This window comes from Mycetocola sp. CAN_C7 (assembly GCF_015752285.1).
Taxonomy (GTDB): domain Bacteria; phylum Actinomycetota; class Actinomycetes; order Actinomycetales; family Microbacteriaceae; genus Mycetocola_A.
Map to the genome: position 1 here is coordinate 198,710 of NZ_JADOUY010000001.1, position 13,015 is coordinate 211,724.

Genomic DNA, 13,015 nt, shown 5'->3' on the forward strand with positions numbered 1-13,015 from the left:
GGGCACTCCGTGGCACCTACGATGGCGACCATGACCGAGGCCGTCGACATGTCCACCCGAAGAAGCTCCCGCATTCTCTCCGGGCTCGCGATCGGAATCGCGGCGGCTCTGCTGGGGCTGCTGCCGTGGCTGGCCACCGGAGCAGCGTTGCCGCTGCAGAACCTCTGGGAGTCGAACGTCCTGCCCGAGAACATGCCGCTCGCGCTGCTGCCGGTGAGCCAGTACTCCGCGGTGCGGATCGTTGCCCTGCTCGTGACCGGCGGGGTGATCGCAGGGCTCGCGACGCGGCTGCTCAGGTCGTCGGTCGGGGCGGCATCGTTGGCGGCAGCCGTCGGCGTCCTCCTCGTGCACGCGGTCGCCGTCGTGCAGAGCTTCATCGTCGTCGCCGATGGGCTGGGGCTCGGGCGACAGACAGCAGACACGAGGGCGCTGCTGTACCTCGGAGGGATGCTCGGCGGCACCGTGCTCGCTGGGGTACTCGCGCAGGCGGCGTTCTGGCTGGCATCCCGTCGCGCCATTGGCCCGGCGTCGCTCGGTCTCACCCTGTCAGCGGTTCTCGTCACCTCGTGGGTCACCGACGCCGTGTCGGGGCTCAGCGGACCGGCCGACGCCCCTGCGCTCCTCTCGTATGTGTCGCGCTGGCTGCCCGCCGTTCTCGTGGGGGTCGTGCTCGGTTGGTGCGGGATCCGACCGCTCCGACGCCTCGCCGTCTGGGCGGTGTCGCTCGCCGTCCTGTGGATCACGCCTGCTTTTCTCACCGCCGTGTCGTACGCGCTCGGCATGCGGGTCCTCGATGGCGACCTCTGGGCGATGGCCGAGGCAGCGACCCAGGTCTTCCCGCTTGCGCTCGGCATCGGCACCCTTCCCGTGCTGCTCGCGTTCGTCATCGGCGTCGTTCTCGCCGGCATCCGTTTTCTCACGCGTCGGAAACGTGACTCTGAGCGAGTCCGGGATCGCGATCGGGAAGAAGTCGGTCAGACCGCTTGACTGGTTACTTGCTTTTTGCAAGTATGACTTCCGAGCGGTGAAGGGCACCGCCCGACGTCGTCTAAGGAGACCCTCATGACCGACATCTTCGTCAACCTCCCCACCACGGACCTCGAACGCACCAAGGCGTTCTACACCGCCATCGGCTGGGAGATCAATCCGCTGTTCACCGATGAGAACGCCGCGTGCGTCGTCGTCGACACGAACATCTACTTCATGTTCCTGACACATGAATTCTTCGCCACCTTCACTGACAAGCAAATCATCGATACGAAGACGTCGGCCCAGGCCTCGACGGCCTTCAGCCGCGAGAACCGTGACGCGGTCGACGAGATGATGGAGAAGGGCCTCGCCGCCGGAGGAACCGAACCCCGCCCGGCGCAGGACTACGGCTTCATGTATTCGCGTGACCTCGAGGACCCGGACGGCAACATCCTCGGGTTCCTCTACATGGACCCCGTCGCTGCTGAGAAGGGGCCGGAAGCGTTCATGGCCGAGCAGGGGGTTCAGGCCTGAACCGGGCCGACCCATGGCAGCACGGAATTACGGTCAGCACTCCGGTGTGGTTCACGCTCTCGAGCTGGTCGGCGAGCGGTGGGCGCTGCTCATCGTTCGCGACCTGCTCGTCGGCCCCCGGCGGTACACCGATCTCAAAGCCGGGCTGCCGCGCATCCCCACCAACATCCTCAGCAGCAGACTGAAAGAGCTGCAGGAGGGCGGGGTGATCAGACGTGCCCCTCTCCTCCGTTCCATCGTCTACGAACTCACCGCCGTCGGCCGCGAACTCGAGCCGATCATTCTCGCGCTCGGGCGCTGGGGCCTTCAGTCGATGGGGGAGGCCGCGGACGACGACATCATCTCCGCTGAATCACTGACCGTCGACCTGCGAGCGGCGTTCCACCCGGATGCCGCCGGCTCGCTCCCGGCGACGTCATACCTCGTGCACATCGACGACGTCACTCTCGCTCTCGACGTCGACGGAAGCACGCTGTCCATCGCACCCCGGAGCGATCTCCCTGCCGTCGACCTCGAGTTCTCCACCGGACCGGAGATCTACCGCATCCTCTCCGGAGCCCTGTCGCCCGAAGAGGCGATCGACGACGGCATTGTGCGTATCATCGCCGGAAATCCGCCTCTTCTCGACCGATTCACGTCCACCTTCACACACGCACAGCAGGCGGTAGCCTTCTAGATGTGAGCACACCACCGATCCTCTCGAACAAGATCTCCGCCATCGCCGAGTCAGCGACGCTGAAGGTCGACGCCAAGGCTAAGGCGCTACAGGCGCAGGGGCGTCCCGTCATCAGCTACGCGGCAGGCGAGCCTGATTTCGCGACACCGGCACACATCGTGGAGGCGGCCGCTGCTGCGACCCGCGACCCGAAGAACCACCGGTACACGCCGGCGGCCGGGCTTCCCGACCTCCGCGAGGCCATCGCCCACAAGACGCTGCGCGACTCCGGCCTCACGGCATCCGCCAGCCAGGTCCTCGTCACCAACGGCGGCAAGCAGTCGGTGTACGAGGCGTTCCAAGTGCTGCTCAACCCGGGCGACGAGGTCATCGTGCCGACGCCGTTCTGGACCACATACCCCGAGGTCATCGCCCTGGCAGACGGCGTCGCCGTCGAGGTCTTCGCCGACGCCTCGCAGAACTACCAGGTCACGGTGGAGCAGCTCGAGGCTGCCCGCACCGACCGCACCAAGGTGCTGCTCTTCGTGTCACCGTCGAACCCCACCGGATCCGTGTACTCCCCCGAGCAGACCGCCGAGATCGGTCGGTGGGCGCTCGAGAACAACCTGTGGGTCATCACCGATGAGATCTACCAGAACCTCACATACGACGGCGTGAAGGCGGTCTCCATCGTCGAGGCGGTGCCCGAACTCGCCCAGCAGACCCTGCTCGTCAACGGCGTGGCGAAGACGTATGCCATGACCGGGTGGCGTGTCGGGTGGACCGTCGGGCCGGCATCCGCGATCAAGGCGCTGTCGAACCTGCAGTCGCACCTGTCGGGGAACGTGAACAACGTCGCGCAGCGGGCAGCGCTCGCGGCGCTGACCGGGCCGCAGGACGAGGTCGAGGCGATGCGCCAGGCATTCGACCGGCGTCGTTCCGTGATCGTCGCCGAGCTGAACAGGATCGACGGCTTCACGACCCCGACGCCGCAGGGCGCGTTCTACGTCTACCCGGATGTCTCGGCGCTTCTCGGCCGCGAATGGGGAGGCGTCACGCCGACGACATCGCTGGAGCTCGCCGATCTCATGCTCGACCAGGCCGAGGTCGCCGCGGTGCCCGGTGAGGCGTTCGGGCCGTCCGGCTACCTGCGCTTCAGCTATGCGCTCGGTGACGACGCGCTCCTCGAAGGCGTGCAGCGACTGCAGAAGCTGTTCGGCTGACGCCACCGGAGCTCGTGCAGCGCGCTCACCGGCGCGAACGGCGCGCTGCCGGGCGCGGGCCCCCGTCGCATCCATCGATGACGACTTTCCACATTCAGGAGTTTCTGCCCGACACGCCGCACGAGAGCGCTCCCACGCGGCGTGTCGCGGCCGTTCTCCTGAATATGGAGCAACATCCTGAATGTGGAGTTGCCACGGGGAGCAGCTGCAGCAGCTACATCTACATCTACATGGAGATACCCACGAACACGGGCTCCGGCTGCAGCACCACGCCGAACTCCGCCGCCACCCGCGCCTGCACGAAGCGCGCCAGGGCGGCGATCTCCTCCGCACTCGCGCCACCCGTGTTGGTCAGCGCCAGGGTGTGCTTCGTCGAGATTCCCGCCCGCGATCCCGGCAGCCGGAACCCACGACGGATGCCTGCGCGCTCGATCAGCCACGCAGCGCTGAGCTTTACCTGCGCGTCGTGCACGAACGACGGGGCGGGCACGGTCCCGTCCCATTCGCCGAGCGGAATCACGACGGTGTCGTCGGCGGGTTCCGCGATCGGCCATCGGGGAGCGTCCGCCGGAAGTGACCGGGCGAACGCCTCGGAGACGATCGGGTTCGTGAAGAACGATCCGGCACTGTAGGTGTCGGAGTCGGAGTCGTCGAGGACCATCCCCTTCGAAGAGCGCAGGGCGAGAACGGTGCTGCGCACATCGGCGACTGGGAGCCGCGACCCGAGCTCGACGCCGAGCGCCGACGCCAGCTGCGGGTATGCGATCGGGGCACTGAGCCCCGCATCGTCGGTCAGTTCCAGCTCGATCGCCACGACGACACCGTCACGTTCGGGCACCGAACCACCGTGTCGCTTGAGGACAGAAGTACGGTAGCCGAGCCCGAGGTCGGCCGCAGGAACCCGCACGACCTCGTGCAGGTCGCGGTCGAGAAGGTCGATCGACACGAGGGCGGCCTCGAGCTCCTGCCCGTACGCACCGATGTTCTGAATGGGCGCAGCACCGGTCGACCCCGGGATGCCGCTGAGCGCCTCGATCCCGCTCCAGCCGTTCTCGACGACGGTCGCGACGAGTCCGTCCCACGGTTCTCCGGCTTCGACCCGAAGCCGAACCGTTCCTGCCGACGCGTCGAGACGCTCGATCCCGCGTGTCGCGACGACCACGACGGAACCGTCGTAGCCCTCATCGCCGACGAGGGTGTTGGAGCCACCGCCGAGAACGAGCGGCTCTTCACCGTTCGCCCAGTCATCGATCACCGCGGCGATCAACCCGTCGCGGGTTTCCGCGCGCAGCAACGATCGCGCGTTACCGCCGACGCGCAGGGTGGTCAGGCTCGAGAGAGACTCGGTCATCGGCGCTAGTCCAGCGCCACGACGACCTGGGCCTTGCCGAGCACCGTCGCCCCGTCGAACGTCACTGTGAGGTCGATGCGAGCCGTGGTCCCGGTCAGCGCGCCGACCCTGGCAACGACCGAGACGGTGGCTCCTGACGCGGCGTCGACCACGACGGGCCGGGTGAACTTGACCTGGTAGTCGCTGATCCGCGCCGGGTCGCCCGCCCAGTCGACGACCGGCTGCACGGCGAAGCCCATGGTGAGCATTCCGTGGGCGAGCACGCCAGGAAGACCGACGGATGCCGCAACGTCGTCACGGTAGTGAATCGGGTTGAAGTCACCGGATGCTCCGGCGTACCGCACGAGGGAGTCGCGTGACAGCGGGAACTCCCCCTCGGCCACGATGTCCCCGACGGTCAGGCCGTCGAGGCGAGGCGCGCTCATTCGCCGCCCCGAACGACGAGGGTGGAGATCGCGGTGACGACGTGCGCACCGGAAGCGTCGAGCATTTCAGACGACGCCGTGACCATCGCGTGCGGGCCGAGCGTCTTCACGCTCGTCACGGTGAGCGTCGCGGTGAGCTCGTCGCCGGCCACGATCGGGCGCGAATAGCTGAACCGCTGATCGCCGTGCACGACGCGGGAGAAGTCGATCCCGGCATCCGGTTCACCGAGCAGCTGCGCGAGGGTGTGCTCCTGGATGACGACGGGAAAGGTCGGCGGTGCGACGACGTCGGCGTGACCAGCTGCCACGGCGGCATCCGGGTCGGTGTTGATCGGGTGGGTGGCGAAGACGGCACGAGCGAAGTCGCGGACCTTCTCACGGCCGACCAGGTAAGGCGGGGCGGGCGGGAACACGCGGCCCTGGAGTTCGGGGTTCACTGACACGCCTCCAGCCTACCCGCGCCGGTCGGGCGCCCGGTTGGAAGCCTCGCACGTCCCCGAAGCTCACCGGCGACCGGCACCGAGGAGCCCGCCGAGAAGATCACCGACTCCCCCACCGGCCGATCCGCCGCCGAGAAGCCCTCCGAGAATGTCGCGGATGCCTCCTGACGCGGCCGATTCACCCGAGGAGTCGGCCGCGCCCGTCGATCCGCCACCGAGCAGTCCGCCGAGAAGATCGCCCAGCCCGCCGCCGCGCGGCTCTGTCGGCGGCGTTTTCGGCTGCATCGGCTCGGTCGGCTGAGCCGTCTCAACCGACTGTTTGCGCTCGAGGAATTGCTTCGCCAGGTAGCTGAGAACGATCGGCGCGAGGATCGGCAGAACCTTCGCGACGATGCCGCTCAGCGCCGAACCCTGCGACGCCGGATCTTCTGTCGCCGACCGCGCTCCGAGGGTCGCGACGACCTGTTCCCGGTTGGGTCCGAAGATGTGGCTGACGATCCTGTCTCCATCGTCGGTGTCGACCTCATCAAGGCGCACACCGCCGTCGACGAGCGCCGGTGAGTGCTTCGACACGGCCTTCTCGATCGACGCGGCTCCGCTCGGATCGCTCGCGTTCGCCTCGAGACCGCTGACGAGCGCCGGGAGCGCCTGTTCGACGGCTGCCCGCGCTGTCGACTCGTCGACGCCCAGCCGCAGGGCGACGTCGCCGATCGGGATCTGCCTCATCAGTTCGTCCAGCGATGCCATCGGATGCCTTTCGTTCGGGCCACCGGACGGCGGCAAGTCGCTCTCAGGTTAGCCACGGCATCCGTGCTCAGACAGGGCCTTGTCAGCGGGGTGACCGCCATGCTTTCACAGTGAGCTGCACGGCGATGGCGGCAACGAAGATCGCGAAGAGCAGGTTCGCGACTGCGGGATCGATCGCGACGGCAGCGAGCGCACCGAGCGCCGTCGTGGTGCACGCCGTGACGCCGATCACCGCCGCTGCAGGGAGATCGACGTTGCGGCGGATGACGTTGCCGATCGTGCCGGAAATCGCCGTCGGGATGATCATCAGCAGCGACGTTCCGCGGGCGACGAGGTCGCTCGCCCCGAACAACACGATGAGCATCGGCACGACGACGACACCACCGCCGATGCCCAGGAGACCGGACAGGATGCCGACGACGAGGCCCAGTGCGAGCAGTCCGAGAACGGACCAGACCGTCAGGTCGATGACCGCATCCCTGGTCGGGGTCACGAGAAACAGGCTCACGATGACAACGACGAGGAACCCGATGAAACCCCACCGCAGCACCTGCAGAGGAAGACGGTTGAGCAGATGGCTCCCGATCTGCGCTCCGACGATGGCGGCGAGCGCCAGCAGGCCGGCGGCGATCCAGTCGACTGAGCCATTGAGCGCGTAGCTGAGCACCCCGACTATTCCGACCGGGACGATCGCCGCGAGCGAGGTGCCCGCTGCCGTTCTCTGGTCGAACGCCAGCAGCAGAGTCAGGGCGGGAACGATGAGCACGCCGCCGCCGACGCCGAAGAGGCCGGACAGGAACCCGGCGATGAGACCGATGGCGACAAGCCCGAGCCAGTGCGCCTTGTGACGATGGTGCGGCATCCGTCTCCCTGCTGTGATCGGCCGGGTTCGACGCTACCACCGCCGCCGATGACCACCCGCTAGCGTTGAAGCATGCTGATTCGCGAGGCGCACGCCGAAGACTGGGCCGAACTGTGGCCGATTCTCTGGGAGATCGTCGCTGCAGGCGAGACCTACTGCTGGCCAACCGACACCACCGAGGAAGCAGCACGGGCCTGGTGGCTCGAGAAGCCCGGCGGTCGGGTGTTCGTCGCCGTCGACGACAGTGGGATTGTTCTCGGGACGGCCGAGATGCATCCGAACCAGCCCGCGGCAGGTTCACACGTGGCGAACGCCGGCTTCATGGTCGCGTCGAGCGCGGCGGGGCGCGGGGTCGGCCGCGCGCTCGCCGAGTTCATCCTCGATCGCGCCGCCCGCGACGGCTACCGTGCCATGCAGTTCAACGCCGTCGTCGAAACCAACACCGCCGCTGTCGGCCTCTGGCTTTCTCTCGGCTTCGACATCGTGGCGACCGTACCCGAGGCATTCGACCACCCGACTGCCGGGCTCGTCGGCATGCACATCATGCACAGAATGCTGGATCGCCCGGTCGAGTGACGCGACGGCATATGGCGACTGGCAGAATTGGAGCAGGGCGCGCGACCATGCCGCCGGAGAACGAGGTCTGAAGATGAAGGTACTTGCCGATACCGAGGTGTGTGTTGCTGCCGGCGTCTGCTTGACACTCGCTCCCGCCGTTTTCGATCAGGATGACGAAGTCGGCAAGGTCATCCTGCTGAACCCGAACCCAGACGCCGACGACTATGAAGCCGTCCGCGACGCCGTGCTCAGCTGCCCGTCTGCGGCGCTGCGGCTCGTGGACGATGAATGACCGCTGAGTTCTCTGGCACCGGGCCCTCTGGCGCTGGGCCGTCGAACATCGTCATCGTCGGAGCATCCGCTGCAGGGATCACGACAGCTGCTGCACTGCGACGAAACGGCTACGACCGGGAGCTCACGCTCGTCGACGCCGAAACACATCGACCATACGATCGTCCGCCCCTGTCGAAGCATCTGCTGTCAGGAGAGTGGGACGCCGAGCGTCTGCTGCTCAAGTCGGAGGCCGACCTTGACGAGATGGCCGTCGGCATCCGCCCCGGGACGACGGTGACGGATGTCGACCTGCCCGGCCGGCGTCTCACCCTCGGTCACGGCGACGACATCGCGTTCGACCGGCTGGTTCTGGCCACCGGTGTGACCCCGCGCAGGCTCCCCCACAGTTCCGGGGTCGCCGGGGTTCACACACTCCGCACGCTCGACGATGCGACCACCCTCAGCGCGGAACTGCAGCCGGGACGGCGGCTCGTGGTCGTCGGCGGCGGATTCCTCGGCACCGAAGTCGCCGCAACAGCCGTGAGGCTCGGCGTCGATGTCACAATCGTCGCTGGAACGGCGACACTGCTCGAGCGTAGTCTCGGGGTCCTCGTCGGTGAGCAGGTCGCCCACCTGCATCGCGCCAACGGCGTGAAGCTGCACATCGGGCCGGCATCGGTCGTCACGTCGGTCGACGAGATCGGCGGACGCGTCAGCGGCGTCACGTTGCTCGACGGATCAGTGCTCCACGCAGACGTGGTGTTCCTGGCAATCGGTGCGGCTCCGCGGCTGGGCTGGCTGGGCTCGAGCGGGCTGTCGATCGGTGACGGCATCGAGTGCGGCCCCGACCTCTCGGCAGCGCCGGGAGTTTATGCGGCCGGCGATGTGGCGCGCTGGGAGAACCCGCTCTTCGGGCGCTCGATGCGGGTGGAACACCGCACGAATGCGACCGAGCAGGGGATGCACGTCGCCAAACGCCTCCTCGACGGCGAGCAGACGGCGTTCGCTTCTGTGCCGTACTTCTGGACCGACCAGTACGACCTCAAGCTTCAGGTGCACGGCTGGCTGCGTGGGTTCGACGAGGTCCGCGTCATTGAGGGTTCGTTCGAGGAACGCCGGATGATCGCAGTGTTCAGGCGTGGCGATCGCCTCACCGGCGTTCTCGGCATCGGGGCGGCCAAGGCGGTGCGCCAGTGGCGCCAGCATGTCCTTGACGGCCAGCCGTGGGCGTCCGTCGTCGACTCCTGACAGCACGGGACGCCGAACAGCGGCCATCTGGGCTCGAGTTGCCACACTTTGTCGCCGACCCGCTTCACAGACGACGAAGTGTGGCAATTCATCGGCGGGAGCGGGGTAGAGCCGACGTCTCAGCGAGCACCGTAGTGCGCGGCCAGGCGCCGGAAGCCTTCGTCGAGGGAGACGGCGGGAGTCCAGTCGAGATCCGCCCGCGTGCGCCGCTGGTCGAACCAGTGCGCCGTCGACAGCTGCTCGGCAAGGAACCGCGTCATCGGCGGCTCGTCGGCTCCCGGCTTGATGCGCCAGGCCGCCTCGATGAGCGAGCCGGCAGCGCGGGCGACGGATGCCGGAACGCTCCACCCCGGCGCATCCACCCCGGCAGCACCACAGATCCCGGCGAGGAGTTCGGCCACCGGCCGCGGCTCCCCGTTGGTCACCACGTAGGAGCGCCCATGGACGACGTCGATTCGACGCAGGGCAGCAGCGATCGCGGACGCGGCGTTGTCGATGTAGGTCGAGTCGATGAGCGCAGCACCGTCACCGAGCAGCGGCAGCCGACCGGCTCGTGCCCGCTCGATCACCCGTTCGACGAGCTGGGTGTCCCCCGGCCCCCACACCAGGTGCGGCCGCACCGCGACAACACGGAGAGCCGGGGAGTCCGCGGCGAGCGCCAGCAGTTCGGCCTCGGCCTTGGTTCGCGCATAATCGCCGCGCGCAGAAGCCGGGTCGGCGGGCGACGCATCGTCGCCGCTGATCGACCGCCCCGCATGAGCGACAGATGGCGACGAGACCTGCACGAACCGGGCGACACCCTGCTCTTTGGCCGCCTCGAGGAGGGTGCGGGTGCCGTCGACGTTCACGCGGTCGAACTCCGCCGGGTCTCCCGCGAGGGAGACTTTCGCTGCGAGGTGCACGATCGCATCATGTCCGGCGACCGCGGCCGCGACGGTATCCGGATCGGTGACCGAGCCGAGCACGTCCGTTGCGCCGGGCACCTGCGACGGGCGCCTCTGGAAGCAGCTCACCGTGTGACCGGCCGCAAGCACCTCGACGGCAACGGCACGACCGAGCAGTCCGCTGGCGCCGGTGACGAGGACTCTCATGGTGCGGTTCTCCGACCGCCGGCGAGAATGCCGGATGCCCACCCGGCCAGCGCCGACCGGTTGATCTTCGAATTGTGACGGATGTCTGTGGGCAGGTGCGGTACCACGAGCACGGCGGCAACGGGCACCCCGGCAACGGCACGGATGTCCGCGGCGAGTTCCGGGCCGGCGAGCCCGACCCTGCGCGCCGCCGGGCGCGTCTCGACGACAGCAACGACCTGCTGCACACCGGCCGGTCCGACACCGACGACGGCCGCGCGCGACACCGTGTCGACGGACTCGATGCGCTGCTCCGGTCCGACCGGGGTGACGACGCCGTCCGGGGTGGTGAGGATGTGCGGCATCCGTCCCTCGACCCAGAGCCGGCCCGCGCGGTCGAGGTGACCGACGTCGCCGGTCCGGTGCCAGCGTTCGCCGGGGATGCCGACGCGCCGACTCGCGCGGTGGGTCAGCCACAGCCGGTCGTAGTGGTCTTCGACGTGCGGTGCCGAGACAAGGATCTCGCCGGTGACGATGGCGTCCTCAGTGGGTTCGCCGGTCGCTGCTCCAGCGGCGTCGAGCGGCGAAATCCGGACCCGGCTCGGACCGGCGGGTGTTCCGACACACACGCCCCCAGCACCGGTCTCGGTCGCCGGAGCGGCAGCGGCCTCGCGGATGCCGTCGAGCGTGATGTCGGTCATGAGCAGACCTTCGGTCATGCCGTACGGAGTATGTGCTGTCGCTCCGGGCATCAGGGCGGCGATCGCCGACAGCAGGGGCTCGGAGACCGGCGCTCCTGCTGACAGGAACTGCTCGACCCCGGCGAGGGCACGGTGGTCGTCTGCCGTGAGCGCGCCAGCGGTGGCGACGACGTTCGCGACGGCCGCAGGCGACAGGAACACCACGGTGGCGTCCACGGCAGCGACGGCAGCGGCGACAGCGGATGCCGTCAGCGTCTTCGGCGAGGTGACATCCATGTCCGGAGTGACCGAGCGGGCGCCGAGAGCCGGGCCGAGCAACGCGAACGGGGCAAAACCCGCAACAAGGCCGGTGCCGACGCCCACCCCGTACTGGGCAGACAGTGCGTCACGAACCGCCGAGAGCTGCGCGTGGGTGTAGACGACACCCTTCGCCGGTCCGGTCGACCCGGAAGTGAAGAGGATGGCGGCGGTGTCTTCCGGAGACGGCGGCGACGGCATCCGTTCGTCCGCTCCGCGCGTGATCAGCTCGGCGAGGGTGTGTGAGACCCCGAGGGCACGACGCACGGGGGTGGGGAAACCGACGGTCGAGATCTTTTGCCCGGGCCAGCCGAGTACACGGGCGGCGGCCAGGCCGGGGGCCGCACCGATGACATGGTCGGGGCAGGCACCGCGGACGGCACGGGTGAGCCCTGTCAGGCCGAGTCCGGCGTCAGCGACGACGACGATCGCGCCGATCCGTAGGCAGGCGTAGAGCACGGCGACGAGGTCGGCGCTCGGCGGGATCAGCAGCGAGACTTGATCGCCCTTGCGGACGCCGGCGTGCTGGAGACCGGATGCCAGCTGCCGCACCCGCCGGGAGAGCAGCCGCCAGCTGACGACGCGTGGGGCGGCCCCGTTTGACGGGACCATGTCGATCACCGCGGCGTCGCTGCTGTCACGCAACACGTCGAGGTAGTGCCAGAGCGGATCGCGGACGGGCTCGTCGATCGGCGCTGACGGGAGCGTCTCGTCGGCGGGAATCGTGTCGTCGAGCCAGGTCAGGATGGCGGACGCATAGTCGACGTCTTCGGCGAGGAGATGACCGGCGCCCTCGAACCGGTGCACGTCGGCGTGCGGCATCCGGTCGATGAGGTCGTCGAGGTAGCGATCGCTGAAGATCGGGTCGCGGGGCCCCCACAGCAGGAGAGCAGGAACCCGCAGCGTCGTGACGCCGTCGGCGATGCGATCGAGCTCCGCGCGGCTCTGATGGCCGTCGAGCGGGATGTCGGCGACGAAGCCGCCGATCCCTGCGCGTCTGTCCGAGCCCCTGTATGGCGCCCGGTAGCCGTCTTTCACCGCGGCGGGCAGCGGCGGGTGAGCGAGCGCGAGGGTGGTCTCGAGAAAGGCTGGGGTCGACACCGTGGACCGGCCGAGCAGGGCAGGGCGGAGGGCGAGGCGGAGGGGTGCGGGGATCGGCCGGTTCTCCGGCTGGTGCACGGCCGTGTTGAGCAGCAGGACGCCGGCGAGAAGGTCAGGGTGATCGAGGGCCCAGCCGAGCGAGACGACACCGCCCCAGTCGTGCCCGAGCGTGATCACAGGTCCATCGAGTCCGAGCGTGTCGGTCAGGCTGCCGAGGTCGGCGACGCGTCGGGCCAGGGGCCGGAGCGTGCCGGTGCGCTCCGAGAACCCCATGTCGAGCTGGTCGACGGCGATCACCCGCCAGGCGGCACCGCCGTTCGCGGCCGCGGTCGTCGCGGCATCGACGAGGCGGCGCCACAGGTACGACCAGGTCGGGTTGCCGTGCACGCAGAGAATGGTGCCCACAGGGGTGACACCGAGTTCGACCAGACGGTCCGCGTTGTCGAGCAGGTGCCAGTCCCGCGAAACGGATGCTCCCGCTTCGGGCACGCGCACGAGGCGGGAGAAGGACGGATCGAGGCCGTCGAGGCCGTCAGGGGGCAGTTCGGCCGGCGCCATGCT

14 protein-coding genes are annotated in these 13,015 nt (G+C 68.5%); 7 read left to right on the plus strand and 7 right to left on the minus strand.

Annotation, left to right across the window (positions count from 1 at the left end; genetic code table 11):
• The first annotated feature begins 30 nt into the window (after positions 1 to 30).
• The 4 genes from IWX78_RS00865 to IWX78_RS00880 all read left to right on the plus strand — a co-directional run bounded on the left by IWX78_RS00865 (position 31) and on the right by IWX78_RS00880 (position 3,381).
• Complete coding sequence (locus IWX78_RS00865) at positions 31 to 987, plus strand: hypothetical protein (RefSeq protein WP_196831510.1); 957 nt, start codon at positions 31 to 33, stop codon at positions 985 to 987.
• A gap of 75 nt (positions 988 to 1,062) precedes the next feature.
• Positions 1,063 to 1,503, plus strand: coding sequence for a VOC family protein (locus IWX78_RS00870; RefSeq protein ID WP_196831511.1), 441 nt, complete (start codon positions 1,063 to 1,065; stop codon positions 1,501 to 1,503).
• Positions 1,504 to 1,516: 13 nt separating this feature from the next.
• The gene (locus IWX78_RS00875; protein ID WP_196831512.1) at positions 1,517 to 2,179 is read left to right on the plus strand and encodes a winged helix-turn-helix transcriptional regulator; all 663 of its coding nucleotides are present in this window, start codon (positions 1,517 to 1,519) and stop codon (positions 2,177 to 2,179) included.
• Between the two features lie 2 nt (positions 2,180 to 2,181).
• Positions 2,182 to 3,381 (plus strand): pyridoxal phosphate-dependent aminotransferase, encoded by a 1,200-nt coding sequence (locus IWX78_RS00880; protein WP_196831513.1) that lies wholly within the window; start codon positions 2,182 to 2,184, stop codon positions 3,379 to 3,381.
• Positions 3,382 to 3,607: 226 nt separating this feature from the next.
• Here the strand turns inward: IWX78_RS00880 and IWX78_RS00885 are convergent, their stop codons facing one another.
• The 5 genes from IWX78_RS00885 to IWX78_RS00905 form a co-directional block, all read right to left on the minus strand.
• The gene (locus tag IWX78_RS00885; RefSeq protein ID WP_196831514.1) at positions 3,608 to 4,732 is read right to left on the minus strand and encodes a UDP-N-acetylmuramate dehydrogenase; all 1,125 of its coding nucleotides are present in this window, start codon (positions 4,730 to 4,732) and stop codon (positions 3,608 to 3,610) included.
• A 5-nt stretch (positions 4,733 to 4,737) separates the two neighbouring features.
• Positions 4,738 to 5,157 carry a MaoC family dehydratase gene (locus tag IWX78_RS00890; RefSeq protein ID WP_196831515.1) on the minus strand — a complete coding sequence of 140 codons (420 nt, stop codon included), beginning with the start codon at positions 5,155 to 5,157 and terminating at the stop codon, positions 4,738 to 4,740.
• A complete protein-coding gene (locus tag IWX78_RS00895; protein ID WP_196831516.1) occupies positions 5,154 to 5,600 on the minus strand; it encodes an FAS1-like dehydratase domain-containing protein in 447 nt (148 codons plus the stop codon). The genes IWX78_RS00890 and IWX78_RS00895 overlap by 4 nt, the downstream gene beginning before the upstream one ends.
• A 60-nt stretch (positions 5,601 to 5,660) precedes the next feature.
• Entirely contained in the window at positions 5,661 to 6,344 is a 684-nt protein-coding gene (locus IWX78_RS00900; protein WP_196831517.1) for a DUF937 domain-containing protein, read from the minus strand.
• An 82-nt stretch (positions 6,345 to 6,426) separates the two neighbouring features.
• On the minus strand, positions 6,427 to 7,206 hold the full coding sequence (locus IWX78_RS00905) for a sulfite exporter TauE/SafE family protein (RefSeq protein WP_196831518.1): 780 nt from the start codon (positions 7,204 to 7,206) through the stop codon (positions 6,427 to 6,429).
• Between the two features lie 72 nt (positions 7,207 to 7,278).
• On the opposite strand from IWX78_RS00905, the gene IWX78_RS00910 reads away from it, so the two are divergent.
• The 3 genes from IWX78_RS00910 to IWX78_RS00920 all read left to right on the plus strand — a co-directional run bounded on the left by IWX78_RS00910 (position 7,279) and on the right by IWX78_RS00920 (position 9,285).
• Positions 7,279 to 7,782 (plus strand): GNAT family N-acetyltransferase, encoded by a 504-nt coding sequence (locus IWX78_RS00910; protein WP_196831519.1) that lies wholly within the window; start codon positions 7,279 to 7,281, stop codon positions 7,780 to 7,782.
• A 73-nt stretch (positions 7,783 to 7,855) separates the two neighbouring features.
• Positions 7,856 to 8,056: a ferredoxin gene (locus IWX78_RS00915; protein ID WP_196831520.1), complete on the plus strand. Its 201-nt coding sequence runs from the start codon at positions 7,856 to 7,858 to the stop codon at positions 8,054 to 8,056.
• On the plus strand, positions 8,053 to 9,285 hold the full coding sequence (locus tag IWX78_RS00920) for an NAD(P)/FAD-dependent oxidoreductase (RefSeq protein WP_196831521.1): 1,233 nt from the start codon (positions 8,053 to 8,055) through the stop codon (positions 9,283 to 9,285). The genes IWX78_RS00915 and IWX78_RS00920 overlap by 4 nt, the downstream gene beginning before the upstream one ends.
• A 119-nt stretch (positions 9,286 to 9,404) precedes the next feature.
• On the opposite strand, the gene IWX78_RS00925 is transcribed toward IWX78_RS00920, so the two are convergent.
• On the minus strand, positions 9,405 to 10,376 hold the full coding sequence (locus IWX78_RS00925) for an NAD-dependent epimerase/dehydratase family protein (RefSeq protein WP_196831522.1): 972 nt from the start codon (positions 10,374 to 10,376) through the stop codon (positions 9,405 to 9,407).
• Positions 10,373 to 13,012 carry an alpha/beta fold hydrolase gene (locus tag IWX78_RS00930; RefSeq protein ID WP_196832070.1) on the minus strand — a complete coding sequence of 880 codons (2,640 nt, stop codon included), beginning with the start codon at positions 13,010 to 13,012 and terminating at the stop codon, positions 10,373 to 10,375. The genes IWX78_RS00925 and IWX78_RS00930 overlap by 4 nt, the downstream gene beginning before the upstream one ends.
• Positions 13,013 to 13,015 lie beyond the last annotated feature (3 nt).

Coding starts and splice junctions, on each gene's coding strand:
- IWX78_RS00925 (WP_196831522.1), bottom strand. CDS start 10,376: ATGAGAGTCCTCGTCACCGGCGCCAGCGGACTGCTCGGTCGTGCCGTT.
- IWX78_RS00915 (WP_196831520.1), top strand. CDS start 7,856: ATGAAGGTACTTGCCGATACCGAGGTGTGTGTTGCTGCCGGCGTCTGC.
- IWX78_RS00905 (WP_196831518.1), bottom strand. CDS start 7,206: ATGCCGCACCATCGTCACAAGGCGCACTGGCTCGGGCTTGTCGCCATC.
- IWX78_RS00920 (WP_196831521.1), top strand. CDS start 8,053: ATGACCGCTGAGTTCTCTGGCACCGGGCCCTCTGGCGCTGGGCCGTCG.
- IWX78_RS00875 (WP_196831512.1), top strand. CDS start 1,517: ATGGCAGCACGGAATTACGGTCAGCACTCCGGTGTGGTTCACGCTCTC.
- IWX78_RS00910 (WP_196831519.1), top strand. CDS start 7,279: ATGCTGATTCGCGAGGCGCACGCCGAAGACTGGGCCGAACTGTGGCCG.
- IWX78_RS00890 (WP_196831515.1), bottom strand. CDS start 5,157: ATGAGCGCGCCTCGCCTCGACGGCCTGACCGTCGGGGACATCGTGGCC.
- IWX78_RS00930 (WP_196832070.1), bottom strand. CDS start 13,012: ATGGCGCCGGCCGAACTGCCCCCTGACGGCCTCGACGGCCTCGATCCG.
- IWX78_RS00885 (WP_196831514.1), bottom strand. CDS start 4,732: ATGACCGAGTCTCTCTCGAGCCTGACCACCCTGCGCGTCGGCGGTAAC.
- IWX78_RS00900 (WP_196831517.1), bottom strand. CDS start 6,344: ATGGCATCGCTGGACGAACTGATGAGGCAGATCCCGATCGGCGACGTC.
- IWX78_RS00865 (WP_196831510.1), top strand. CDS start 31: ATGACCGAGGCCGTCGACATGTCCACCCGAAGAAGCTCCCGCATTCTC.
- IWX78_RS00870 (WP_196831511.1), top strand. CDS start 1,063: ATGACCGACATCTTCGTCAACCTCCCCACCACGGACCTCGAACGCACC.